This window comes from Limnochordia bacterium (assembly GCA_023230925.1).
Lineage (GTDB): Bacteria > Bacillota > Limnochordia > DUMW01 > DUMW01 > JALNWK01.
In genome coordinates this window covers 1-26,066 of record JALNWK010000027.1, presented here as the reverse complement: position 1 = coordinate 26,066, position 26,066 = coordinate 1, and the positions used below count along the sequence as shown (strand labels likewise).

Below are 26,066 nucleotides of genomic sequence, written 5' to 3'. Positions count from 1 at the left end.
TTCTGGTAGCAATTACTCCAAGGATCTGTAATCCGACGACCGCATTATTAATACTTCCCTAGGCTTACTGCCCTGGGATGGACCCACGATACCCTGCAATTCCATCATATCGATCAGACGAGCTGCTCGGTTGTATCCAATCCGAAACCGGCGCTGCAACATGGAAATCGAGGCTTGTCCCGTATCGAGAATCAGTTGCACCGCATCATCATATAACTCGTCTTCTTCATGAAGAACCCCTTCTATGGAAGTAGGTTCTGTGACCTCTTGAATGTACTCTGGTTTCCCTTGTTTTTTCCAATATGCCACCAGCTTGTTGACCTCATCATCGGAGACAAACGCGCCTTGGGCCCGGAAAGGCTTTGAAGCTCCCATGGGATGGAAGAGCATGTCCCCTTTACCCAGCAATCTCTCTGCTCCCACACAGTCTAAAATGGTGCGGGAATCAATCCCTGACGAAACCGCAAAGGCAATCCGGGAGGGGATATTCGCTTTGATCAAGCCAGTAATCACATCAACCGAAGGCCTTTGGGTGGCAATCACCAGGTAAATCCCGGCGGCCCGGGCCATTTGAGCTAAGCGGCAAATGGCCTCCTCTACGTCCTTTGCCGCCACCATCATCAAGTCCGCCAACTCATCAATAATCACTACAATCCGGGGCAAAAGCGATAGTCCTTCACCCTCTTCAGGTGGCTCAGTTTGGGCTTGCACCCATCGGTTATACCCATCAATATTGCGCACCCCAGCATCGGCAAACAGCTCGTAGCGTTTTTCCATTTCATCAACAACCCAATTCAGCGCGGTAGCCGCCATCCGCGGATCGGTAACCACCGGTGCAATAAGATGTGGGATGCCATCAAATACCGCTAGTTCAACCCGTTTGGGATCCACCATTAGAAGCTTAACCTCATCGGGCTTTGCTCCATAGAGGAGACTAGCAATGATGCAGTTGATACACACACTCTTTCCCGAACCAGTGGCCCCGGCAATCAGTAGATGGAGCAGCCGGTCCAAAGAGGCGATCACCGGCCGACCAGCCACATCCTTCCCGAAGGCTACGGAAAGCTTAGAGGTAGCATTTCTAAACTCCTCTGAATCTAGTAGCTCCCTGAGATATACACTATCCGTCTCTTTATTGGGCACTTCAATCCCCACTACGGATTTACCGGGAACCGGTGCTTCAATACGCACATCCTGGGCGGCTAGGGCTAGAGCGATATCATCGGCAAGGCTAGTAATCCGGCTGACCTTAATCCCCGCGGGGGGCTGGATTTCGAACCGGGTCACCACCGGACCCCGCTGAATATCCGCGATCTTCGCCTCAATACCAAAGCTTTCTAGCGTAGCAAGCAAATGTTGTCCCGCATCCTGGATCTCCTTTTCATTTGGAGGCTTAGGATTCTTCTTCCTTAGAATCGACAGGGGAGGAAGCCGCAAAGAACCTGCTTTCTTCTTAGGCCGAGAAGATGTAGTCCTTTGGACGACCTCTTCCTCCTCATCAAGAGCATCATCGTAGAGCTCATCCTCATCTAATGGGATGGTCTCCTGTTTTGCTCCTTCGGGAAGCAGATCCACATCCTCCACAGGCTCGTCAACGTGGGATGGTTTTCGTCTAAACATCCAGTCTCGTAGTTGCCGCAACTCTTCAGCTAAACCACGCCCAAAATGTGCTAACCCCCTACCTATTACAGATAACACCCGTCGTGTTTTACCTGCAGCCCACTTAGTCTGTCGGGAAAGGGGAGTATCTATCAAGAGTTCAAGGGCAATTAGGGCCAAGGCGGCAAGAACTACGTAAGTACCCTTGCTCCCGAAGGCCTTGAGCAAAACCACCGCAAAGGTCTTACCCACCACACCTCCACCATTTACGTACTCCTCGGTGGTGGGAAAGGACACAGGCGTCTTCGCCAGGTGTAATACCACTACGATCACCAATCCAAGCAAGACCAGTCCCAAAGTACGTACTTTCCCAAAGGTACGGACGCCACCCCGAAAAAAGGCCGATCCACCACAGATAAATACAATCAAAAGAGCAATGGGAGCGGCGGCCCCCAAAAGCCACCGGCATGCCCTGGTCATGTATTCACCCACTATCCCAGTAACTGGCCAATAAAGACCTATGAGGCCAAAAATCGCAATAGCCATGACAATAATACCGATGATCTCTCCACGACGTCGGGAATATGACGTCTTGGCTTCGTTACTAGTGGCAAGACCGCCTCGATTCACATTGATCACCTCAAGTTAGACATCACAAATTAATTCGACAAAACCCAAACAATACCTTTACAGCAGCATTGCAATGGCACCATGCCGCCCGCAACTAGGTAACCCAGAATTTGCTGCTCTTCTGTAGGAATAGAACAGTTGTTCATTACACTTTGTGCAGAAATTACTAACAATAATATTCCCCTCCGGTAGGCCAGCATCAATCAGAATCCTCCGGTTGATCTCTACAAGATCCAATGTCCGGCCACCGGTTGGACAAAAACGCTCCGCAAACAGACTTCGGACCTCCTCCCCTACCTCATAACAACAAGGCCCAATCGCCGGCCCAATCACAACTGTAATAGCCTCCACCCGGCAGCCAAATACCCGACGCATCTGTTGGATCATTAAAGAGCTAATTCCCCCCAGGGTGCCCCGCCACCCCCCATGGGCCACCCCACAAACGGCAGGATCTTGACAATAGTACAATAAGGGCACACAGTCGGCATAAAAACAGGTTAGGGCAAGGTTTCTCTCCATTGTAAGCATACCATCAACACCACAGAGGGCATCATCTATTGAGAAAGCTCCCCGTCCGGCTTCATCCTCCCCGACAATGGCAATCTTGGTACCATGGACTTGCTGGGCGCAAACCATTCGTGCTAGGGGAAACCCCAAGGCTTGGGCTAGCCTTCTGCGGTTATCTACTACTGACTTTGCACAATCTTGTACATGCAGTCCCAAGTTCAATGACGCAAAAGGGCCGTGGCTTACGCCACCGCCCCGGGTACTGACGCAAAGGAGTACTTCGTTCGAACCGGAAGCCTCCAAAAAGACCAGTTCTCCCCGCCGACGTAATGCCAAATTCATGCCTTTCTATCCTCCAATAGATGCTCGAGTTCCTCCAGAAAACGGTTAATGTCCTTGAATTGGCGATACACCGACGCAAACCGCACATAGGCCACTTCATCGGTGTCCCGAAGTGCTTCCATCACCAATTCGCCAATCTGTTGGGAAGCAACCTCCCGCTGACCAAAGGAATAGAGCTTACGCTCTATTTCATCGACCATGTGCTCCACTTGTTCGCCACTAACAGGTCGCTTCTCCAAGGCTTTAATAATCCCACCGAGGACCTTATTTCGATCAAACATCTCCCGCCGACCATCTTTTTTCACAACCATTAAGGGAAACTCTTCCCTGCGTTCATAGGTGGTAAAGCGTCGTTTGCACTGCTCACATTCCCGCCGCCGTCTAATGGCGTTACGTTCTTGGATCGTACGGGAATCCACCACACGACTACCGGATTCTCCGCAAAAGGGGCATCTCACGGACATCCCTCCAGGTGAAAGGTTGGCCGGGCGCTGTCGGCAAGAGCTCCCTCCGCCCCGGAGGACTCATAACCCGGCCTAGTTTTGACGATTCCCCAAGCTATCCTGGGGATTCTTGGTACTTACCAAGCATCAACTCCCGCCCGTCCGACGGTATGGTTGTCTAGATCTAAGATCCTAGTAACCAACCAACTGTATTGTACTGCAATTGATTGTCCATATCAAATGGATTAGTGGGGTATGCTGCTGATTCTAGAGGATTTTGGGCCAGTACCAGCACACAGAAAAATAGCCGCAGGGATCTTGCGGCTTTTCCAGATAAGTACTATGTCTACTATTTATGTTCCCACAGTCGGAGACAGTTCGACCAAGATCACATCAACACCAATTTTCTTGATTTTCTCAATGGGTATCTGTACATCCTCACCCCGGCCAAAGAAATTGAATATTTTCTGGGGTGCGGGCAGAATGATTGCATTGATCCGTCCCGTTTGCAGGTCCACATCTAGATCGTAGATATATCCTAGTTTCCGACCGTCGGCAATATTCACTACATCCCGCATGCGTAATTCAGATGCTTTAAGTTGCACAAGCCACCCCTCCCACCTTTGGTAGGAATCTTACATATACCTTAATATATGCAGGAGGACTTGGGGGTGTGCTAATTGGCCTTAGCCGTGGTCCACCACTCCATAAACCTTGCACCCTTTCTTAGCAACCATTCGGGTAAATAGTCTTTAAATTTCCACCGATATTGAATCTGCACCTTCACCTGCTCTGTATTAGCCGCCTGGGTTGTGTTCTCAGGGACAATCCGGGTATCCTGATCTTCAATCAGGCATAGGGGTGGGAACAATACACACCACCAATTGTCTCCCCGGCCCTGCCCAATGACCACCTGGACGGCCAAATAGTCTCCTTGGGGAACTTCAAGGGTACCATAGGTTCGATGGGGAAACGGATAGACACCCATATGAACTTCAACAGGGTAATCATACCCCTCAGAGGACACCCGCGCCGCTGCCACCTGTTGGATCATGTCTAGATAATCCTGAATCAACTGAGCTGCTTCTTCCTTTGTATCCACATCCTCTAAAAGCTGTTTGACCGTTAGCCGTACCGAATCCCGAACTAGCAGTTTCAATTGTTGGTCTAGGGGATCGTTACTATTAGCTAGAATATGCAGTCGGATGAGGCGGTCGGATAAATCCTCTGTTGGTTCCCAAACCAAGTTTGCCAACACACCTACAGTAGCCATGACCAATAGGAGCATGCTACCGATCACCACTTTCATCCGTAATGTCTTTCCCACGGTTACCTAACCTCCTATACACTCAACTGCCGACGCAGGTTTTTGAGGGCGGCCTTTTCCAAACGTGATACCTGAGCCTGGGAAATGCCGATCTCATCGGCCACTTCCATTTGGGTTTTGCCACCGTAAAACCGCATGGTCAATATCTTCTTCTCCCGTTCCGAAAGCCTTGATAGGCATTCCTTAATCGATATACCTTCCACCCAATTGCTATCTTCATCTTTCTCATCACTGATCTGGTCCATCACAAAGATGGGATCGCCCCCATCATGATAGATGGGTTCAAACAGCGAGATGGGATCCTGTATGGCATCCAGCGCAAACACCACTTCCTCCCTAGGTACACCTAACTCCTCTGCGATCTGACTGAGGGTCGGTTCCCCACCGGTCTTGTTGGCTAATCGGTCCCGTACTTGCAGTGCTTTATAGGCAATATCCCGCAGGGACCGAGAGACCCTGATCGGATTATTATCTCGCAGATAGCGACGAATCTCCCCAATAATCATGGGTACAGCATATGTAGAGAATCTCACATTCTGACTCAAATCAAAGTTGTCTATTGCTTTCATTAGTCCAATACAGCCTACTTGAAACAGATCATCTAGATGCTCACCCCGGTTACTGAATCGCTGGATCACACTGAGAACTAGACGGAGGTTACATCGGATGAGCTCCTGTCTTGCATCGTTGTCCCCTTCCTTGACTTGTCTGAGCAGCTCCTGCATCTTTTCATTCTTCAGAACCGGCAGTTCCGAGGTATTAACCCCGCAGATTTCAACTTTATTGTGCATTTTCATGACATCCCTCCCTCCTCAACACCGCATTCACATTATTGCCACCTTCGGCCGGCTTTATTCTTTTTATCTCTAAGGGAGGAATGTATCTGATAGGACGGTAATATTTATTAATAATAGGTGACTTTTTTGGGACAGGGGCGCTGGACGTATGAATAGCTACATCCGAGTGATCTACATTGATCAGTTAATCTTGTGGGCAATTGTCAATTTCCTATTCGATTACCTGTTACTCTGGGCGACTAAGGAAATTGCCCGGGCCAAGGCAAGTCGATTACGCATCAGTTTAGCTGCCGCCTTTGGTACTACATATTTTATCCTCTTTCGCCTAAGTTATTACCAAGCAATCCCCCACTATGGCTTTTTCGGTTCCCTTTTGACAATTTTCTTGGTCTCCCTTGTGATGGTCTGCCTTTGCTTCTTGCCACAGAACCGGGCCCGAACCTTTCGCATTCTAGCTTACTTTTATCTGGTGTTTCTGATCAGTGGAGGAGCCGGCACCCTTACGGCTTTGTTCCTATTTGGCACACCCCAAGACCCCAATATGGTCTGGGGGATGCTCGCCTCGGTTTTCTCTATTCTACTGGTGGCGGAACTAGGGTGGGGGGTCATCCAGGATCAGCTGTACCAACGGGTCTATAAAACTAAAATCCAGGTCCAATTCGGTCCTGCCACAGCCAGCTGCACTGCCCTGCTCGATACTGGGAATAACCTACGGGATCCCTTTAGTAAGGTACCAGTGGTGGTCATGGAGCTTGACGTATTGGAGGGAATCCTGCCTAGGGAAGCTGTGGAGTTTGTCCGGCGGACAGGAAAAGGTGATCTGGCAGGTATTGAGCGCCTGCACAGTAATAAGGAGTGGTCCACCCGGTTTCGCTGTATCCCCTTCTCTTCCCTAGGGAAGGAGAGTGGACTGCTAGTGGGGTTTCGTCCCGATGCCCTCTGGGTAGATGCGGGCAAAACAACCATACCCATAGATAGCGTAGTCGTGGCACTAACGTGCCAGCGTCTTGCCCAGGATCAAAGCTACCAGGCGTTAATCCACCCGGACGTACTCAAGATGACTTTGGAAAAACCCGCCCAGACCTTAGGACCCCGGGAAGGAGGCAAAGCGGTCAATGCAACCAATTACTAAGCTCAGAATCTATCTACAATTTCTGTTGATCCGTTTTCTAGCTTGGCTCGGATTTCGTCCCGGCGAGATCCATTACATTGGTAGCTCGGAGACTCTACCTGCTCCCCTCTCCCCCGATGAGGAGCGGGACCTTCTGAGCCGTCTGCACGATGAAGGCCCACAGGTTAAGGGGGCCCTGATTGAACACAATCTTCGCCTTGTGGTGTATATTGCCCGTAAATTCGATAACACCGGAGTAGGAATCGAAGATCTTGTCTCTATTGGGACCATCGGACTAATTAAAGCAGTTAATACCTTTGACCCCTCAAAGAATATTAAGCTTGCGACCTATGCTTCCCGGTGTATCGAAAACGAGATCCTGATGTACCTGCGGCGTAACAGCAAGACCCGAGCGGAAATATCTATTGATGAACCCCTAAACTCCGACTGGGACGGTAATGAACTTCTGCTTTCCGATGTCTTAGGTTGTGATAGCAATGTGAGCAAATCTATTGAGGAGGAAGTAGACCGAAAACTCCTGACCTTGGCCTTAAGCAAGCTTACCACCCGGGAGCAAACCATTATGGAGCTTAGGTTTGGGCTAAACCACCAGAAAGAAAAAACCCAAAAGGAAGTAGCAGACCTTTTGGGCATTTCCCAATCATATATCTCCCGTCTAGAAAAGAAGATCCTCGGCAAGCTGCAAAAAGAGATGCGACGGATGGAGTAGTGCCGACCTAATCGGCATTACCCTATCTGCGTCGTAAAAAGGCAGGGATATCTAAATCATCATCCCCGGCCACCGCACTAAAATCTACTTCTGCAGGACGGGCCTTTTGTTTGGGTATGTCCTGTTTAGCATCAAAGCCTGTGGCGATCACGGTTACCCGGATCTCATCTTGAAGGGAGTCGTCAATTACGGCCCCGAAGATAATATTTGCATCCTGATCCGCAGCCTCGGCAATAATCTCGGCAGCTTCGTTTACCTCAAAAAGCCCCAGGTTGGAGCTACCTGTAATATTGAGCAAAATGCCCTTAGCTCCTTCGATGGAAGCCTCAAGCAATGGGCTTGAAATGGCTTGTCTTGCCGCCTGCACCGCCCGATCCTCACCGCTTGATCGGCCAATACCCATCAATGCGGAACCGGCACTAAGCATAATAGTCCGCACGTCGGCAAAGTCCAAATTGATCAGCCCCGGCACTGTGATCAGGTCGGAGATCCCTTGAACCCCTTGTAACAAGATGTCATCGGCAATGGAAAAGGCATCTAGCATGGATGTTTTCTTCTCCACCACCTGCAAGAGGCGGTCGTTGGGGATTGTGATGAGGGTATCCACCTGTTCTTTTAGCTTCTTGATGCCCTCATCGGCTTGTTTTGCCCGTCTTCGTCCTTCAAAGGAGAAAGGACGGGTTACCACGCCCACCGTTAGGGCCTCACATTCCTTGGCAATCTCCGCCACAATGGGACACCCGCCTGTCCCGGTGCCGCCACCCATGCCCGCGGCAATAAAAACCATATCGGCACCCTCGAGCACCGCCCGGATCTCATCCTTACTTTCTTGGGCTGACTTCTCGCCGATCTCCGGATCGGATCCAGCACCAAGTCCCTTGGTTAGTTTGTCCCCTAGGCGAATGCGGTGGTTTGCATTAGACATCAGTAACGCTTGGGCATCTGTGTTCAAGGCAATGAAATCTACACCTTGTAACCCAGCCAAGATCATCCGATTGACCGCATTATTACCACCGCCACCTACACCCACAACCTTTATATCTGCATAACTCTCATTATCCATTTCCAGTTCAAACATGGCTCCACCCTCCTCAAAATTTGGTAGCAAAGTCTAGCGGGACATCTCAAAGAATTCTCCAAACCAGTAGCGCAACCTGTCCATGAAGCCCTTGGTCGGCGGCTTAGGAGGACTTGCAGTGAATTCCTGGTTGGCTGCAAGTAAAACCAACCCCACTCCGGTGGCACAACTCGGATCGGTTACTGTATTAGAAAGACCAGATACTCCTTGGGGACAACCCTGGCGAACAGGCAGATCCAGCATGTCCGACACCATTTCGCAAAGTCCCTGGAGTTTCGATGTGCCCCCGGTTAATACCACCCCAGCAGGAATCATATTTAACAGGGAACGTTCCTTCAGTTCCTGCAAGATCAACATGAACAGCTCCATCACCCTCGGTTCAATAATCCGAGCCACCTCCCGGTAAAGTAGAGGTGTTTTAACCTGTTGGGCTAGGATCTCCTGAGGAATTATGCCATCGGGCGCCTGATTAACTGTAGCCCATCCAGCCTTAATCTTTAGATCCTCGGCAGTTCTTGCCCCAACCCGCAATCCCACAGACAAATCATTAGTCAAATGATTGCCACCAACCGGAATCACCCCTGTATGCCACACAGAAAACTCCCTGAACACAGCAATATCTGTGGTACCACCACCAATATCCACAAGTAGCACGCCGGACTCTTTTTCTAAGGGAGTGAGCACTGCCTCGGCCGATGCTAATGGTTGCAGGATAATATCGTTAATACTCAATCCGGCCCGCTGTACACACTTTGCCAGGTTCTGAATGGCCGCCACGGCCCCAATGACCAAGTTTGCCTTGACCTCCAACCGGATACCGCTCATACCCACCGGATCCTTGACTCCGCCAACACCATCGACAATAAACTCCTTAGGCAGCACATCAATGATCGTCCGATCCGAGGAGATGGGCACGGTCCTGGCCTCCTGGAGTACCCTCTTTACATCATCAGCAGATACCTCATGGTCGGATACGCTAATCATCCCTGAGGACTCCCGGGTGGCGATGTGTCCACCGGCTATACCAATATAGGCGCCATCTACCTGTCGGCCAGCCATCCGCTCAGCTTTACTGACTGCCTCGGATATAGATCTGATGGTAGCGTCTAGATTGATGACCATACCTTTACGGAGACCTAAGGAAGGGCTAATTCCTGTTCCAATAACCGCAATGTCTTCATCGGTCACTTTAGCAATAATGGCACATATTTTCGTTGTCCCTATATCCAGCCCCAATACATTATTGTCCCTGGTCATCTCTTCCTCCGCCCTTCTATCGCGATCTCATTCACTGCAGCACCACAGGCTGATTGGGAATGGAGAGATCGATCTGTTTTGGAGTAACACTACGTCTAGCTAGGTCCGCAAGTAAAGGCTTTAAGACCATTAGCTTTTCCTTCATTTCTAGACTATCCCCTAGCTTCACCACAACCAAGTTGCGCATATACAAACGAATATCGGTGGGATCTGCAACATTTATCTCCGATACACCCTCGGCAATAACCGCATCTAGTACATTGGCCACCGTAATACCTACCGCCAACTCATGGCTGACTGGTTTGGTACCCATGGCCGGATTGTCCAACCGCACACCGGTTAGGAAGGGCAAGGACTCTGTAACAGTTGCCTCAGCACCGATTAGCCGCCCTTGCCTGTCCACAAGATAGAAGACGTCCCGGTAAGGGATCAATGCAATGGGCGTCCGCTCCTCAAGCTGCACCTGCAACCGATGGGGGAGGATCAGCTGCACACATACATCCGAAACCCGAGGTTCGGCCAATAGGGCTAGTTGAACCTGTTCCAAATCCACCATCAGTATGTTCTGATTCTTCCTAAGACCGCTAATTTGCCATATGTCCTCCGCGGTAAAATAGCTACCACCATCGACAATAATCTCCCGGAGGGCAAATAGCGGAGAGCCCAGTAGAATAAACAAGGCAATTAGTGCTAAGAATATCGCCAGCGACAGCAAGAATCTACCATCCTGTGCTTGTCCCCGCTCCATATATAAAACCTACCTACATCAAGGATAATCGTAATTATTATACCACATTCTTGCAACCCTGCGTAAAGATGTTAAGGTAGACGCGTAATGCAAGCACCCAGCTCTTGAAACTTACTTTCTAGATGCTCATAGCCCCGATCAATGTGCTCTAATCCGTATACCTCGGTAGTCCCACAGGCTGCCAGTCCCGCGAGGATAAGAGCCGCACCGGCCCTCAGATCCGAGGCCTGCACACTGGCGCCGGTGAGGGGATTCCCCCCCTGAATGATCGCACTTCGTCCTTCAACCCAAATTGAAGCACCCATCCGGCGTAATTCCGCTGCATGTTTCATCCTATGGGCATATACCCCTTCAATAATCATACTCGTACCCGCCACTGTACACAGGAATGCCATCATCTGCGGCTGCAGGTCCGTGGGAAAACCGGGGTAGGGCATCGTCCGCAAGTTCAAGGGTTGTAACATAGCCCTACCGGCCCGGACCCAAATACCATCCGGGGTAGAAGACAAAGCAACACCGCTTTGCAAAAGCTTCGCCTGCAAGGCCTCCAAGTGATGCACATTTGCATGCCTGACATAGACATCACCCTTCGTGATCGCCCCGGCTAACATGAAGGTACCCGCTTCAATCCGATCCGGAATCACCCAATGCTCCGTCCCAGATAACCGTTCCACTCCCTGTATGGTGATCCGATCAGTACCCGCGCCCATTACCTTTGCACCCATTTTGTTTAGAAAATCCTGCAAATCAACTATTTCCGGCTCCTTGGCCACATTATGCAGTACCGTCTGTCCCTGGGCCAACACCCCAGCCATAATCAGGTTTTCCGTAGCTCCTACACTTGGAAAGTCTAGGTAAAACTCACAACCCACCAGTTTCCCTGCCTCGGCAAGAATGTAGCCCTCTTTTTCACCAATATCCGCCCCCAAGGCAGCAAACCCCGCTAAATGAATATCGATGGGGCGTTCGCCAATGGCACATCCACCGGGATAGGCCACCTGCACCTTCCCTAGCCGAGCCAACAAAGGACCCATAACTTGAATTGAGGCCCGCATCTTCCGGACCAATACATCGGGAGCCTTAAATCCAAGGTCGCCCTCGGCCCGAACCCGAACCGAATGAGCTCCACAAAAATCTGCGTCGCAGCCTAGAAATCGTAAGACCTCCAACATCACTTCCACGTCTTTGATGCGGGGTACGTTATGAATAATGCATTCATCATCGGTCAATAGGCAGGCCACCAGCATCTTTAACGCAGCATTCTTTGCCCCGCCTACACATACTTCCCCTCTTAGAGGACCTAGGCCAACAATAGATAGCTTACTCAAGATACGTTCACCCCTCAAGTTCCCATCCTGGATTAGGCTACAATCTCTAATGCCCGCTCCTCGGCTGGAGTAAAGCCTAACAGCTTCCATTCTAGTTTGAGCACAACACCTTTTTCCGCCAGGATGCGCTGTCTGATCAAGATCAGCAGTTTGAGAATATCTGCCGCCGTGGCATGCCCTAGGTTGACAATGAAATTGGCATGCTGATCCGAAATCGCCGCATCACCTACACGCAGGCCCTTAAGCCCGGCAGCCTCGATTAGTCGTCCGGCATAATCCCCGGGGGGATTACAGAACACGCTCCCGGCGTTGGGAAGCTTGAGGGGTTGTTTTCTGCGACGTTCTAGTTTGTAGTTTTCCATCCGGGCCCAAATCTCTTCGTTAGCACCTTTTTTCAAGCGTAACTGGCTACCGAGAATGATCCCACCTTCAAAGGGCAAGACTAGCTTTCGATATGAGAAACCAAGGGCTGAGGCCTCATGGGTGATCACCCCACGCTCGGGATAGAAGACCCCAACTGACTGCACCAAATCTGCCATGGTACCGCCGTAAGCACCGGCGTTACCCATCACTGCACCACCAAGACTACCTGGAATACCAGCTGACCATTCCAATCCTGTTAGACCTGCTCGGGCTGCGACCACTGCCAGCCTCGGTAAAGGTACCGCTGCCCCCACCTTCAGGAGCTCACCTTCTACATCAACTCGACCAAACCCATCCCCCAGTTTGATTACTGCGCCCTGAAAGCCCCGGTCTGATACCAGTACGTTCGTTCCCCGTCCTAACACGTAGTAACTAATGCCCCATCGCAACAGATGATCCACTAAGCGGACCAGTTCCTCAACATTATCTACAGATACAACAGCAGCCGCCCTACCGCCCACCTGCAGTGAGGTGTGCCGACCTAACGGTTCTGCCACGCGCACCCTAAGGCCTAGGTTTTGCAGACTAGCAATCCACACTGAGGGTCACCTCAACCCACTTGTTTGGCGAGACTGCCCTGCACCAGTTGGGCAAACCTACGCGCTGCATTAGTGATACTACCGGCTCCCATAAACAGGACTAAATCCTTAGATTGCACCTTACCCATTAGAAACTCAGGTAATTCGTCGACATTGGCTACAAACTCCACATCTTTATGCTGAGAACCCATCCTCTGAGCTAGGACTTCTCCACTGATGCCATCGATGGGGGTTTCCGAAGCTGCGTAGATTTCCGTAATGACCACTGTGTCTGCAGCGGCAAAGGCCCCGGCAAAGTCGGTTAAAAAATGAGATGTCCGGCTATACCGATGGGGCTGGAAAACAGTAACGAGCCGGCGTCCAATCCGAGAGGCGGTATCGATAGTCGCCTTAATCTCCGTGGGGTGATGGGCATAATCGTCTATAACCAAAATGTCCGCATCGTCCCCGGGGGTAAGTACTTCAAAACGTCTTCTTGCGCCACGAAATTTGCCTATGGCATCAGCAAGGTCAGCAAAAGGGATTCCCTCTGCAAGACCAACACAGATAGCAGCCAAGGCATTTAATATGTTATGCTTACCGGGCACTTTAAGTGCGACTTCCCCCAGACTTACACCATGCTCTTTTACCGTAAACCGAGAACCAAAGGGCGTCAGATTAAGATCACAGGCACGGACTGCTCCGGTCTTAATCCCATAGGTAATCCGCGGACATGAGGCCTTTGCCAACAGACGCCCTACACCGGCATCATCGGTACAAGCCACGCAGTATCCCTCGGGCACAATCCTGTTAACAAACTTCAGGAACACATCCTCCACCGCTTGGGCATCCCTATAGTTATCTAAATGATCCGCTTCAATATTTGTAATCACAGCAATGTGAGGTGATAGATACAAAAACGATGCATCACTTTCATCGGCCTCGGCAACCATATGCAATCCTGTGCCTAGTCGGGCATTTGAACCAATATCGTCACATTCACCTCCGATGATGATCGTTGGATCATACCCAGTCTCCTGCAACAGGAGGGCTAACATTGATGTAGTGGTCGTCTTGCCGTGGGTCCCGGCCACCGCCACCCCTCGATGCCTTTTCATAAGTAAAGCCAAAAGCTCAGCCCGTTTTAGAACGGGAATTCCTTCCGCATTGGCCTTTTGTACTTCTACATTATCTTTAGGCACAGCCGAAGAAACTACGATACAATCAGGCTGCTCCACATTTTCACGGGCGTGTCCGATCTTGATCCTTGCGCCAAGGCGTCTCAGATTAGCAAGTCGTTCAGAATCCGCTAGATCTGAGCCGGTTACTTGGCAGCCCATTTGCAATAGGATGATAGCCAGGCCGCTCATCCCCGCTCCTCCGATTCCTACAAAGTGTACCCGGGAGAAAAGCATCATTTCTGCTACGCACCTTTCGTGTCAGTATACCGCCACTACATACTATGTATGAAAAGTTCTCCCTGCTACCTAACTTGTCCAGCACAGGGATAACAAGTCACTTTACATCAAGTTCAATATGGTCTTGGTGATTTCCTGCAACGCAGCGGGTTTACCCAGATTTTTACTGGCATGGGCCATCCGATGAGATCGTACATCGTCATCTAAAATCGTTAGCACCGCATTAGCCAATGCCTCACCAGTCAACTCTCCATCATCAATCATGATTGCCGCTCCGGCTTCCACCAGTTCTAGGGCGTTTTTCCGTTGATGGTCCTCCGCAGCAAAGGGGTAGGGAATCACAACAGCGGGTAGACCAGCGGCGGTGATCTCCGCCAAAGTCACCGCCCCCGCACGACATACAATTAGATCCGCCGCGGCAAGGGCTAGGGGCATCTGTTGGATATAGGGTACGATGGTCCTGTTACCATCAATGGCCCGATCGCTTGTACCACCGAAGCGTTTGCACACCTCGGCAAAATGCCCAGGACCGGTCTGATGCAAGATCACAAGATCTTGTCTGTCTTTAAAGGCGTTGGCCGCCTCTTCCATGGACTCATTGATCGACTTGGCGCCTTGACTACCACCGACAACCAATAGCATTTTCTTGGACCTATCGATTCCTAACCCTTGTCGGCCAGCTTCCTTGGTAGTAGCCATGATCTCTGGACGAATAGGTGTCCCGGTCACCACCATGTTTGCTTGTGGGGGCATGTATTTCGCTGCGCCAGCGAACCCCAACATCACCACCCGGGCGTACTTGGCCATAAACTTGTTTGCTAACCCCGGCAGAGCATTGGGTTCATGCATCGCCACCGGGATTTTTAGCATCCGGGCGGCAAGCACTACCGGTACCGAAACAAACCCCCCAATACTAATAATCATCCGCGGACGTAGATGCCGCAGTAGGCGGATGCATCTAAGGGTACTATACGATAGGATCGCCCCCGAGGTAAGCAGTTGCAGGCTAATCCTGCGGGGTAGCGCTTTGGCCCTAATCGGATAGAAGTCATACCCTTGTTTGGTAATCGCCGACTCTTCCGCTGAATTAGGGCGCCCAATAAAAGATATCTTCGCTTCGCTAACCCGTTCCTGCAAGGAACCTGCAATGGATAGCCCGGGATAAATATGGCCGCCGGTACCGGCAGCAACTACGACAAACCTGACTTCTGACATGTTTTACACCTTCGTCTGCTGCAGCGAGATATTCAGTAATACGCCGATTCCCGCCAACGTAATCACCAGGGAGGAACCTCCCGCACTAATTAGGGGCAGGGTAATACCTGTAACCGGCAACATCCCGGTTACCACACCTATGTTCAATACCGCCTGTAGAATAGTCATTCCGGTAATCCCCGCGGCTAGACAACTCCCATAATGATCCGGAGCATTAATCGCAATCCGCAGTCCCCGCCAGGCAAACAAGAAGAACAGGAAGATAACCCCAAAGGTGCCCATAAAACCCAATTCCTCACCGATTACCGCAAAGATAAAATCAGTATGGGCCGCCGGGAGGTAGCCAAATTTCTCCCTGCCCTGCCCCAGGCCCAAACCAAAAAGCCCCCCAGAACCAATGGCCAATAAAGACTGGATAATATTCCAACCGGATCCAAGACGATCTTCCCAAGGATCCAGGAAGGAGAAAATGCGCCGCATGCGGTAGTCCTCAAGCTTAATCAAGACGATCCCTGCCGGTATGCCGGCACTGACCACCAGCCCCAGATGTAGCATGCGGGCACCACTAACAAACAACATCACCATCGCCGTGGCCAACAGGAGTACACTAGTACCCATATCCGGTTCTTTGAAAATCAAGACGAAGGCAATCCCAACAATGAATAGGGGAATCAAAATCCCGGGGACAAACTTGCTACTTCGCTCTCCGATCACCGACAGGTACACTGCGAGGAAATTTATAATGGCAAGTTTGGCAAATTCCGACGGCTGAATTCTAAATGCCCCAAGGGGGAGCCAGCGTTGTGAACCGCCGATCTCAGGACCAATAATAATCACCAAGGCCAAGAGTACATAGGAGACCAAAAGGCCCGCGAAGGCCCAGCGAAAGTGAGTATGGTAGTCTATCTTCATCATCACAATCATCGTGCATACACCAATTAGAACCCACAGAATCTGTCGCTTAACATAAAAGAAGGGATCACCTAGCTCTTGGCCCAACACAAAGCTAGCCGAGGCCACCATGACCACACCAATAACCAAGAGCAAACATGTAACTGTAAATAACACGATGTCTGGATTCCGTCGTGGACTACTCAATGTGCGCCCCTCCCCTCTTTTCTGATATCATGTAGATATATATGCACAAAGGCGGCAGATACATGCGTCAACTATCCCATAAGCGCAGAAATCAGGCCAATAATACCAAATACCAGACCCAGAATCCAAAATCGGAATACCACCTTTGTCTCGGGCCAACCGGCAAGCTCAAAATGGTGATGTAGCGGAGTCATCCGAAAAATCCGCCTCCCACCAGTGAGTCGGAAATACGAGACCTGGATCATTACCGAGAGGGCTTCCAGCACAAAGACTCCCCCAATAATCACTAACAATAGGGGTGTTTTGGTGAACATAGCCAACACAGCCAAGGCTGCACCTAGACTCAAAGAACCGGTATCGCCCATAAACACCTGGGCGGGATGGGAATTAAACCAGGTAAACCCAACACAAGAGCCCATGATCGCCCCTGCAAAGACTGCAGTCTCCAAATCACCATTTTTCAGGGCAATAATCGCGTAAGCCGTGGCAGCAATGGCCACAGTACCTGCGGCTAGACCATCTAGTCCATCGGTTAGGTTCACGGCATTGGCACTACCCACCACAACAATAAGGGTGAATACAAAAAACAAGACCGGCGACATCTCCCACAGATTTCCCCGGAAAGGCACAAAGGTCACCGGGCCAAACTCCGCGTCACTTAGCAAATATAAAGCGAAAATGCTCGCTAATAGGATCTGCCCTAAAAGCTTCTCCCTAGCCCTAAGTCCCAGGGAACGTTTTGCGACAACAATGATAAAATCATCAATAAGCCCAATGATGCCAAAACCTAGGGCAACAAAAAGACCAAAGGGCAGTTTTTCAAAGCTTGGTGTAGCCACGAAGGCTGCCACCGTAAAGGCCAGCATAATCAAGATCCCACCCATGGTCGGCACTCCAGCCTTTTTCAGGTGAGTTTTTGGACCCACTTCCCGGATGGACTGGCCAAATTTCAATTTATGCAAATAGGTAATCATCGAGGGACCGAGGATTAATACCACGAAAAACGCTATGCCTGCGGCATAAGCAACACTTAACACTGCCCTTCCCCCCATCGCTCAGCAATACCATCAACCACCCGCTCTAACTCCATCCCTCTTGAGGCCTTAATCAAAACCAGATCACCCGGCTCTAGAAGAGTTGTGATCTCCTCTGCTACTTTTTGGCCATTGAGATAATGCCTGACCTTTGAACCAGTTAGTCCCGCCCCCCGGGCACCCTGGGCTATAAGCGCGCCAAGTTCTCCCACGGTTACCAATAGATCTACCGGTACTTGGGTCGCCTTTTTGCCTACTTCCCGATGGGCCTTTTCACTGATGGGACCCAATTCCAACATATCACCTAGCACCGCAACCCTTCGCCCGGCGGTGCCCTGCTCCTTTAGCATCCTTAGGGCAAAATCCATGGAAGCCGGACTGGCATTGTAGGCATCGTTAATTACGGTTATTGGTCCCATCTTCTCAATATGACTGCGCATACCGCTAGGGGCAAAACGCTCAAGGCCCTCTTTAATCTGCTCCGGAGATACTTCGAAGGCCAAAGCACCCGCCGCTGCGGCTAGGGCGTTGTATACATTATGCAAACCCGGGACAGGAAGAATAATGTCAAGGGAGGCTTCCGGCAGATGAAGGGTAAAGGCCGCCCTCCCATCCAGGTTGTGATATCCTTCAGCCCAAAGGGTACAGGATGGCTGCATGCCAAAGGTAATGACCGGACCTTGATGGGGTTTTCCCATGGCACAGACTAGAGGGTCATCCCCATTAAGGACTGCGGTGCCCCCCGGAGGAAGCGAAGCAATAAGTTCGCTCTTGGCTTGGGCGATCCGCTCGATGGTGCCTAGCAGTTCCAAGTGAACGGGATAGACATTGGTGACAATACCCACCTGGGGTTTGGCTAGATCGGCCAGATGGCTAATCTGCCCCAAACCCCGCATGCCCATTTCTACAACCACAGCCGAATGCTGCTTGTCAATGCTTAGTAACGTCAAAGGAAGGCCTATCTCGTTATTAAAGTTACCCGGTGTTTTGGCCACGGGTCCCTTTTGTGTTAGGATCCCCGCGAGCATGTCCTTCGTAGTGGTTTTGCCATTACTACCCGTAATCGCCGCCACGGGAACTTCAAAGGTCTTCCGATGATATTTTCCTAACTCCTGCAAGGCGACCAGGGTATCGGCAACGGCAATTGTCGGATAGGACTGGAGAGGATAGGAGCTTTCCACTAGCAATGCACCGGCTTTCTTTCCCTTGGCATCTCCAACGTAGGCGTGACCATCGGTCTCACCTTTTAGCGCCACAAAAAGCTCCCTCGGTTGAAGGGTCCGGGTATCGGTGCTGACTCCCTTCACAATAGTGCCGTGATCGGCAAAATGTACGGTTCCTGAAACCGCTTGAGCAATTTGCCCTATTGTATACTCCATTTGTCATACCCCCGTTCTCCCAACGCCCTCCTGGCCGCAAGACGGTCATCGAAGTCAATGGTCTTATCTTTGAATATCTGATAGGTCTCATGTCCTTTTCCCGCAATCAAAACAAGGTCCCCCGGTTCTGCTACGGAGATAGCGTGTTTAATGGCACAAAGGCGATCAGTAATCCTCTGATACCCCAAGGGAGGAACGCCCGTCTCCTTGATTCCCTGTTCAATGTCCTGGCAGATCCTTTCCGGTTCCTCACTGCGGGGATTGTCCGAGGTGATGACTACATAATCGGCAAGTTTTGCGGCTACTTGCCCCATCTGGGGCCGTTTAGTCTTATCCCGGTCACCCCCACAGCCAAATACGCAGATCACTCTGCCCTGGTGCTCCCTCACCAAGCCTCTGGCCGTAAGCAAAACGTTCTCCAGTCCATCGGGGGTATGAGCATAATCCACAATAACCAAGAAGTCCTGCCCCGCTTCTACCGATTCAAAACGGCCGGGTACCTTGGGAACTTGCGCCAATCCTTTGGTAATCGCTCTGGGCTCTATGGACATCTGTAAGGCAATGGCAAAGACCCCCAATGCATTATAGACATTAAAATCACCCACCAGGGGAATCTCCACCGGTACTGTTTTCCTTTGGTACTCAACATCGAAGTGGGTACCTCGATTGGTGGAGTAGATGTGATGAGCCCTTACGTCAGCCCCCTCTTTCAAGCCATAGGTTATCACCGGCACGTTACTGCTATCAATGAAGCTGGTCCTGTGCTCATCGTCGTAGTTCACCGCTGCACCCTGTCCTAGTTGGCTGAAAAACGAAGCTTTTGTCTTGAGGTATTCGTCAAAGGTTTTATGAAAGTCCAAGTGATCCAAGGTTACGTTAGTAAGCAATCCGTAAGCATATCTACTTCCAACAATACGGTCTAGAGCAATAGCGTGGGAGGACACTTCCGCCACCACGTGGGTAATCTGCTGGTTGCGCATCTGATCTATTAACTGCAGAAAGTCCAGGGACTCGGCCGTGGTACGTTGGGCGGGGATTTGCACATCACCGATCACTACAGCAATGGTTCCAAGCAGTCCTACCCGATGCCCCGCCGCCTCCAAGATGCTTTTTAGCATGTATGTCGAAGTTGTCTTACCATTGGTGCCGGTAATACCGACTAACGTAAGATGGGCTGTAGGATCCTGGTAGAAACGCTGGGCTAAAACGCCCAGGGCCTTGCGGGAATCGGACACCAAAAGACTGGGTAATCTTGGGGATAGCGGTACTGGCTTAGTTACAACTACCGCAACAGCGCCTCTTGATAGCGCCTCGTCAATATAGTCGTGCCCATCAACCCGGGAGCCTTCAATACAGACAAATAAGTTCCCGGGTTGAACCTGTCGCGAATCATAGGCAATTCCGGTAATATCCGGCCGATCAGCACCGAAGACTTCTGCTGTAGGCACAGCTTGGATCAATTCCTCCCAGTCCATCAATGGACGCCTCCGTTCTTACTCTGCACATGATTAGCTAAAATTGGAGCCCCTCAAAGGTCCCATTATCTTGCCTAAATATTCCACTTTAGTTTGCCTCCCAGTAATAGTTTTATGAGGGAGATGGTCCCCTTAAGACTCTTATTCTACCACAGAACAGTAAATCGTCACTACTTCCCCTGTGGGAATGACTGTTCCCTCGATAGGTTCCTGCTGGTAGATTACCCCTGTTCCTCGGATTTCCACACGGAATCCAGCCTCGGAGAGGATAATCGCTCCATCGCGCATACTCCGCCCAATTACATTGGGTACCCCGGTAATCTCTTTTAGATCTCGTTTTTCCCGATCTAAAGAATAGAGGGGGATTTCCAGTGAAGCCAATTCGGATTTGCGGGTATTTACTTGTAGGTATTTTAGGGCCTGGGACATCACCCGTTGAAACACCGGGGCGGCAAGAACACTACCGTATTTGCTCGAAGTCTGTGGTTCATCGAGAATCACCAGAACTGAAATTCGAGGGTCTTCCACCGGCCCAAACCCGACGAAGGAGGCAATCCGTTCCTGACCGTATCCTCCCGAGACGGCTACTTCTGCAGTTCCCGTCTTACCAGCAATTGCATAGCCAGCAACGGCACCGTTATGCCCGGTTCCCCGATCTACAACTTCCATCATTAAGTTGGCCACCGAAGCCGCGGTTTCCTCGGATATTACCTGGCGGATCACCTGGGGAGTGAACGTCTTACTTTCCTTCCCATCGGGATGTCGCAGTTCAGATACCAAGTAAGGCCGATAAAGTGTACCGCCATTGGCAATGACATTAACGGCATTAATCAGCTGGATAGGGGTCACCGCCACCCCCTGTCCGAAACCAATCGTAGCCCACCGGGCGGCTTCACCGGCGATTGTTCCAGCCCGGGGCAGTGTCCCGGTGATCTCTCCGGGAAAATCAATACCGCTCTTGGAACCAAACCCGAACGCCGAAAGGTATCGATACATTAGGGTGCCACCGATGTACTCACTGCCAAGCAATGCGAACACTGGATTGCAGGACTGGACCAACGCATCTGCTGCGGTAATAGACCCATGTCCCCCGGATTTATGACATCGTACTGTGATACCGCCGATGCGGGCATAGCCTGGATCGATGAAGGGACTATCTAATGCAACTAACCCCTCTTCAAGGGCAATGGCCATAGTAAAGACCTTAAACGTAGAACCCGGTTCATACTGAGCAGTAAACACAGGATTACGTCTGGCTGCTTGGGAAGTTTGGTTAAAATAGTTTGGATCAAACTCGGGGTACACCGCAGCCGCCAGAATCTTTCCCGTACTAGGCTCACTTATGATAATCGTGCCAGCACGACTTTGGGAATCCAAAACCGCCTGGCGCAACTCTTTCTCGGCAATGTGCTGCAAGATAGCATCAATAGTAAGAACTAAGTCAAACCCATTACGGGGTGCCACGTACCTCATCAGACCATCGGGTATGACCCTGCTACCTGTATCCTTCTCCACCTGGACCATCCCGGCACTTCCCCGTAGTTCTCGATCATAATACCATTCCAACCCTTCAAGACCTTGATTGTCCACACCAACGATTCCCAGAATATGGGCCGCCATAGTACCATTGGGATAAGACCTCTGATAAGTCTCGGAGAAGTAAAGACCAGGCAAACCAAGCTCTTGTAGGGCGGTCTTCTGTTGGGGAGTTAAGTAGTACTGAAGCCAAACCGCTCCATTGTGTCTCTTTAAGCGTTCCACAATAGTCCCGGCATCCAGATCTATATAATGGGCGAGAAGCTCAGCAAAGGCTTCCTTATCCTCGATCTCACTACTCCAGGCATATACACCGGTACTTTTAACGCTAACCGCCAACGGCAGACCCTTCGCATCATAGATTGCTCCCCTAAGGGCTGACACATTCACAGTATGGGTCCTTTGCAGCGCAGCCTCAGAATGGAATTCGGCTCTCATAATCACCTGCAGATACAAAAGCCGCAGACTGATCACAAAAAGACCCACGGTAAAAAGAATGAAGAGCCACGCAATCCTTCGCAGGTAGTTCTCTTGCCGCACAGTACCACTCCCGGACATGATCGCTTACTGACCAATCTTCCCAGCCTGAACAGGTTGATCTCCGCTAATGAGCTGGCCGAGGAAACTGGAAATGGTGGCTAGCAGTCCACTGGACTCGACGACAGGCTCTACTTGTCCAGAGGATTGAGGCTTTGTAGGTAGCTCAACCACGATATGCTCCGGTTTGAGCGGCTCAACCATTCCCATACGCTCTTTAGCCAACTGTTCTATGCGTTTTGGAGAACGGGCTGCGGCTTTTTGCAGACGCAGGTACTGGTTCTCCATCTGGAGCTCATTCAGCTTTGCCTGCCTATGCTCCACTTCATAACCTAGGGAAATGATTGTCCACTTCTGAGCCACATAGCCTAATAGAATGCCTGTCACCAATATGAACATCAGCCCGATACAGACATATGGGCTCAATTTGCGGCGGTGACGCGGTTTTTGAGTAGGCCGTGCTTCCATATCTTCAATTATTTCGCGTACGGTAGCTTCCATGTTCTAATGGCCTAAGACTCCCTTAAGTGAGAGTGGTCAGCCTCCCCTCCCTTCCAAATCCATTTGGAAGAATCCTGTAGTTTCCATTAATCATATTCTTTCGATGACTCTTAGGTTTGCGCTCCTGGATCTGGGGTTTTGCTCCACTTCCTCAGTGGTCGGTCGTACCGGGCGAGTAGTAATGATCCGAGCTTGCTCCTTCCTGTCACAAATACAGGGTAGGTCCTTCGGGCATTGACAACCACCGACAAGTCGTCTAAACTGATTCTTAACGATCCGGTCCTCTAAGGAATGAAAGCTTATCACCGCCAGCCTGCCGCCGGAAATCAAGAGACTAAAAGCAGCCTCTATTCCCTGCTCGAGGCTCCCCAATTCGTCATTGACCGCGATTCTTAACGCCTGAAAAGTCCGCCGAGCCGGATGGGGTCCACTCCGCCTAGCCCGGGCCGGAATAGCCGCCTTGATTATCTCCACAAGCTCTCCAGTAGTCACAATCGGTGCTTTCTTTCTGCGCTCATCTATAAACTGGGCAATTCGTCCAGCCCATTTTTCCTCTCCATAAAGACGGATAATCCTTGTTAGCTCTTCAACACTTAAATCATTAACCAGATCAAAGGCACTGACTGAAGCCGTAACATCCATCCGCATATCAAGAGGGGCATCGTGGTGATAGCTAAAGCCCCGAGTTGGATCATCTAATTGTGGTGAGGAAACCCCTATGTCCATTAATACACCAAAGGCTCCCGGGAAATCGGGTACGCTCTCTTCCACCAATCGAGACAAGTCTTTGAAGTTCCCATGTAGATAATGAATTCGTTCTTCAAAGGAAGCTAATTGCTTTTTCGTCTCCCGGAGAGCCTGTTCGTCCTGGTCGACACCGATCACCCGCAATGCGGATCCTTTCAGAACAGCCTCAGTATGCCCACCTCTGCCCAAAGTACAGTCAATGAACCAGCCCTGTGATTCTCTCTCAATATGAAGCAGTTTAATTGTCTCATCGAGCATTACCGGCTTATGCTCATATCCCTTCAGTGTAACTCCCTCCGCATCTGCCAACTTTATATCCCCAGATCCACAATCTTTTCTGCTATCTCGTTAAAGGATTCGGCAGATAACGACATATATTCTTCCCAAGATGCCTTCGACCATAGCTCCACCCGATTAGATACTCCGATTACAACAACATCTTTCTCCAGTCTTGCGTAGGTCCGTAGATTGGTTGGAAGCATTATCCGCCCCTGCTTGTCCAGCTGACATTCAGCAGCACCTGAAAAGAAGAAACGGACAAAGGATCTTGCATCAGCCTTCGTGAGTGGAAGAGCCTTGAGTTTCAGTTCAAGGGCTTCCCATTCATCCATGGGGTACACAAAGACACAATTATCCAAGCCTCGGGTCGCAACAAAGGTCTCTCCTAAGTCTTCCCTGAACTTGGCGGGTATAAACAATCGACCCTTACTATCGAGCGTATGCTCATATTCCCCCATGAACATGGGCCCTTGCACCCCCTTCAGTGCCTATTGCACCACTTCGCCCCACTTTCCCCCACTCGGTACTAGACATGTTCGGTATGCGGTTTGAAATTCCTTCTTCTGTTTTTCAACTTTTTATCTAAGGTAGACGCCCTTGCTTGGAAAAGTCTTGCGACTCAAGACTTTGAGTGAAGTAAGGAAAACTGAGAAGACCACGAAAAACTCTTCGTGGCCTTCTCAGTCGGTGAGTCGTTTCAATCCACGCCTCCGCGTGGGAGGCGACCTCCTTATGCATCGCGCAATAGACCCCTGGAGGGCGTTTCAATCCACGCCTCCGCGTGGGAGGCGACCGTCGGCATGGAGCAACTCGGCAATCTTCGGCATGTTTCAATCCACGCCTCCGCGTGGGAGGCGACTGCGCACTGTTGGGATGGGTCTGCCCTCCGGTATGTTTCAATCCACGCCTCCGCGTGGGAGGCGACATTGGGTGCGGGCTTGGAAACGTCCAAAAGCTAGTTTCAATCCACGCCTCCGCGTGGGAGGCGACGGCACATCAAGGCGCGCTATCAATATCTTAATTGTTTCAATCCACGCCTCCGCGTGGGAGGCGACGCATCGACCCGATTGTATCCATCCACGACTATGCGGTTTCAATCCACGCCTCCGCGTGGGAGGCGACAGCAGTTACTATGACTTCGTTCTGCCACACCACAGTTTCAATCCACGCCTCCGCGTGGGAGGCGACCAAACCAAGCGGTGGATTCAACGACCATATCGGGTTTCAATCCACGCCTCCGCGTGGGAGGCGACAATCTTGGTTCTGTAGGAACGGTGATGACTAAACGGTTTCAATCCACGCCTCCGCGTGGGAGGCGACTAGTTCATCGAGCATGGCGATCTGCTTCCGTAGGGTTTCAATCCACGCCTCCGCGTGGGAGGCGACTCCCAGGTAGAGCCTAGCTTTTCAGACATCGTCTGTTTCAATCCACGCCTCCGCGTGGGAGGCGACACACATTACCGCCTGGCGAATTGATATAAACTCGTTTCAATCCACGCCTCCGCGTGGGAGGCGACGTATCTGTTCATCGTACTCGATGTGATTGGCTGCGTTTCAATCCACGCCTCCGCGTGGGAGGCGACCCTAGTGCCATCCGACGGTTGCACGAATACACACGGTTTCAATCCACGCCTCCGCGTGGGAGGCGACCCAAGGTATCTGCTGGTTGTCAAAACTGCTATGCAGTTTCAATCCACGCCTCCGCGTGGGAGGCGACACAACCCAGCCTATTGTGGAGACTGCCCATTCTATGTTTCAATCCACGCCTCCGCGTGGGAGGCGACGATATTTGCCCGCCTGGTAGTCCGGATGATTGTTCAGTTTCAATCCACGCCTCCGCGTGGGAGGCGACACATTAGTGGGAAAGGCCCTTTGTATGAGTATTTGTTTCAATCCACGCCTCCGCGTGGGAGGCGACGAGACTTTATCGACGGTATTCTCAAAGGACGTTAGGTTTCAATCCACGCCTCCGCGTGGGAGGCGACCTCCACAAACTGGAGCATATCCAG

23 protein-coding genes and 1 CRISPR repeat array are annotated in these 26,066 nt (G+C 51.0%); of the genes, 2 read left to right on the top strand and 21 right to left on the bottom strand.

Going from position 1 to position 26,066, the window contains the following annotated elements; translation table 11 throughout:
• Positions 1 to 12 precede the first annotated feature (12 nt).
• The 6 genes from M0Q40_07740 to sigG all read right to left on the bottom strand — a co-directional run bounded on the left by M0Q40_07740 (position 13) and on the right by sigG (position 5,645).
• A complete protein-coding gene (locus M0Q40_07740; GenBank protein ID MCK9222499.1) occupies positions 13 to 2,145 on the bottom strand; it encodes a DNA translocase FtsK in 2,133 nt (710 codons plus the stop codon).
• A gap of 141 nt (positions 2,146 to 2,286) precedes the next feature.
• Entirely contained in the window at positions 2,287 to 3,078 is a 792-nt protein-coding gene (gene pgeF / locus M0Q40_07735; GenBank protein ID MCK9222498.1) for a peptidoglycan editing factor PgeF, read from the bottom strand.
• On the bottom strand, positions 3,075 to 3,536 hold the full coding sequence (nrdR, locus tag M0Q40_07730) for a transcriptional regulator NrdR (GenBank protein ID MCK9222497.1): 462 nt from the start codon (positions 3,534 to 3,536) through the stop codon (positions 3,075 to 3,077). The genes pgeF and nrdR overlap by 4 nt, the downstream gene beginning before the upstream one ends.
• 338 nt (positions 3,537 to 3,874) lie before the next feature.
• On the bottom strand, positions 3,875 to 4,099 hold the full coding sequence (locus M0Q40_07725; GenBank protein ID MCK9222496.1) for a YlmC/YmxH family sporulation protein: 225 nt from the start codon (positions 4,097 to 4,099) through the stop codon (positions 3,875 to 3,877).
• A 98-nt stretch (positions 4,100 to 4,197) separates the two neighbouring features.
• Positions 4,198 to 4,848: a stage II sporulation protein R gene (gene spoIIR, locus M0Q40_07720; GenBank protein MCK9222495.1), complete on the bottom strand. Its 651-nt coding sequence runs from the start codon at positions 4,846 to 4,848 to the stop codon at positions 4,198 to 4,200.
• Positions 4,849 to 4,862: 14 nt separating this feature from the next.
• Positions 4,863 to 5,645, bottom strand: a complete 783-nt coding sequence (sigG, locus tag M0Q40_07715) for an RNA polymerase sporulation sigma factor SigG (protein ID MCK9222494.1) — start codon at positions 5,643 to 5,645, stop codon at positions 4,863 to 4,865.
• Positions 5,646 to 5,793: 148 nt separating this feature from the next.
• On the opposite strand from sigG, the gene M0Q40_07710 reads away from it, so the two are divergent.
• Together M0Q40_07710 and sigE are read left to right on the top strand one after the other, a co-directional pair.
• Complete coding sequence (locus M0Q40_07710; GenBank protein MCK9222493.1) at positions 5,794 to 6,777, top strand: sigma-E processing peptidase SpoIIGA; 984 nt, start codon at positions 5,794 to 5,796, stop codon at positions 6,775 to 6,777.
• Positions 6,761 to 7,486 carry an RNA polymerase sporulation sigma factor SigE gene (gene sigE, locus M0Q40_07705; GenBank protein ID MCK9222492.1) on the top strand — a complete coding sequence of 242 codons (726 nt, stop codon included), beginning with the start codon at positions 6,761 to 6,763 and terminating at the stop codon, positions 7,484 to 7,486. The genes M0Q40_07710 and sigE overlap by 17 nt, the downstream gene beginning before the upstream one ends.
• A 22-nt stretch (positions 7,487 to 7,508) precedes the next feature.
• Here the strand turns inward: sigE and ftsZ are convergent, their stop codons facing one another.
• From ftsZ to mraZ, 15 genes are all read right to left on the bottom strand, one after another.
• Positions 7,509 to 8,564 carry a cell division protein FtsZ gene (ftsZ, locus tag M0Q40_07700; GenBank protein ID MCK9222491.1) on the bottom strand — a complete coding sequence of 352 codons (1,056 nt, stop codon included), beginning with the start codon at positions 8,562 to 8,564 and terminating at the stop codon, positions 7,509 to 7,511.
• A 33-nt stretch (positions 8,565 to 8,597) separates the two neighbouring features.
• On the bottom strand, positions 8,598 to 9,821 hold the full coding sequence (ftsA, locus tag M0Q40_07695; protein MCK9222490.1) for a cell division protein FtsA: 1,224 nt from the start codon (positions 9,819 to 9,821) through the stop codon (positions 8,598 to 8,600).
• Between the two features lie 31 nt (positions 9,822 to 9,852).
• On the bottom strand, positions 9,853 to 10,569 hold the full coding sequence (locus M0Q40_07690) for an FtsQ-type POTRA domain-containing protein (protein MCK9222489.1): 717 nt from the start codon (positions 10,567 to 10,569) through the stop codon (positions 9,853 to 9,855).
• Positions 10,570 to 10,640: 71 nt separating this feature from the next.
• Entirely contained in the window at positions 10,641 to 11,897 is a 1,257-nt protein-coding gene (murA, locus tag M0Q40_07685; protein ID MCK9222488.1) for a UDP-N-acetylglucosamine 1-carboxyvinyltransferase, read from the bottom strand.
• A 32-nt stretch (positions 11,898 to 11,929) separates the two neighbouring features.
• Positions 11,930 to 12,859 (bottom strand): UDP-N-acetylmuramate dehydrogenase, encoded by a 930-nt coding sequence (gene murB / locus M0Q40_07680; GenBank protein MCK9222487.1) that lies wholly within the window; start codon positions 12,857 to 12,859, stop codon positions 11,930 to 11,932.
• 11 nt (positions 12,860 to 12,870) lie between these two features.
• A complete protein-coding gene (gene murC, locus M0Q40_07675) occupies positions 12,871 to 14,208 on the bottom strand; it encodes a UDP-N-acetylmuramate--L-alanine ligase (GenBank protein ID MCK9222486.1) in 1,338 nt (445 codons plus the stop codon).
• A 150-nt stretch (positions 14,209 to 14,358) separates the two neighbouring features.
• Positions 14,359 to 15,471 carry an undecaprenyldiphospho-muramoylpentapeptide beta-N-acetylglucosaminyltransferase gene (murG, locus tag M0Q40_07670; protein MCK9222485.1) on the bottom strand — a complete coding sequence of 371 codons (1,113 nt, stop codon included), beginning with the start codon at positions 15,469 to 15,471 and terminating at the stop codon, positions 14,359 to 14,361.
• A gap of 3 nt (positions 15,472 to 15,474) precedes the next feature.
• Entirely contained in the window at positions 15,475 to 16,569 is a 1,095-nt protein-coding gene (ftsW, locus tag M0Q40_07665) for a putative lipid II flippase FtsW (GenBank protein MCK9222484.1), read from the bottom strand.
• Positions 16,570 to 16,640: 71 nt separating this feature from the next.
• Positions 16,641 to 17,606, bottom strand: coding sequence for a phospho-N-acetylmuramoyl-pentapeptide-transferase (gene mraY / locus M0Q40_07660; protein MCK9222483.1), 966 nt, complete (start codon positions 17,604 to 17,606; stop codon positions 16,641 to 16,643).
• Positions 17,600 to 18,982, bottom strand: coding sequence for a UDP-N-acetylmuramoyl-tripeptide--D-alanyl-D-alanine ligase (locus M0Q40_07655; GenBank protein MCK9222482.1), 1,383 nt, complete (start codon positions 18,980 to 18,982; stop codon positions 17,600 to 17,602). The genes mraY and M0Q40_07655 overlap by 7 nt, the downstream gene beginning before the upstream one ends.
• Positions 18,967 to 20,457, bottom strand: coding sequence for a UDP-N-acetylmuramoyl-L-alanyl-D-glutamate--2,6-diaminopimelate ligase (locus M0Q40_07650; protein ID MCK9222481.1), 1,491 nt, complete (start codon positions 20,455 to 20,457; stop codon positions 18,967 to 18,969). The genes M0Q40_07655 and M0Q40_07650 overlap by 16 nt, the downstream gene beginning before the upstream one ends.
• A gap of 141 nt (positions 20,458 to 20,598) precedes the next feature.
• A complete protein-coding gene (locus M0Q40_07645; GenBank protein MCK9222480.1) occupies positions 20,599 to 22,533 on the bottom strand; it encodes a penicillin-binding transpeptidase domain-containing protein in 1,935 nt (644 codons plus the stop codon).
• Between the two features lie 24 nt (positions 22,534 to 22,557).
• Complete coding sequence (locus M0Q40_07640; protein ID MCK9222479.1) at positions 22,558 to 23,031, bottom strand: cell division protein FtsL; 474 nt, start codon at positions 23,029 to 23,031, stop codon at positions 22,558 to 22,560.
• A 90-nt stretch (positions 23,032 to 23,121) separates the two neighbouring features.
• Entirely contained in the window at positions 23,122 to 24,087 is a 966-nt protein-coding gene (gene rsmH, locus M0Q40_07635; GenBank protein MCK9222478.1) for a 16S rRNA (cytosine(1402)-N(4))-methyltransferase RsmH, read from the bottom strand.
• Between the two features lie 2 nt (positions 24,088 to 24,089).
• Positions 24,090 to 24,521: a division/cell wall cluster transcriptional repressor MraZ gene (gene mraZ / locus M0Q40_07630; protein ID MCK9222477.1), complete on the bottom strand. Its 432-nt coding sequence runs from the start codon at positions 24,519 to 24,521 to the stop codon at positions 24,090 to 24,092.
• A gap of 230 nt (positions 24,522 to 24,751) precedes the next feature.
• Positions 24,752 to 26,042: a CRISPR direct-repeat array (repeat unit 32 nt; unit sequence GTTTCAATCCACGCCTCCGCGTGGGAGGCGAC).
• Positions 26,043 to 26,066: the final 24 nt, after the last annotated feature.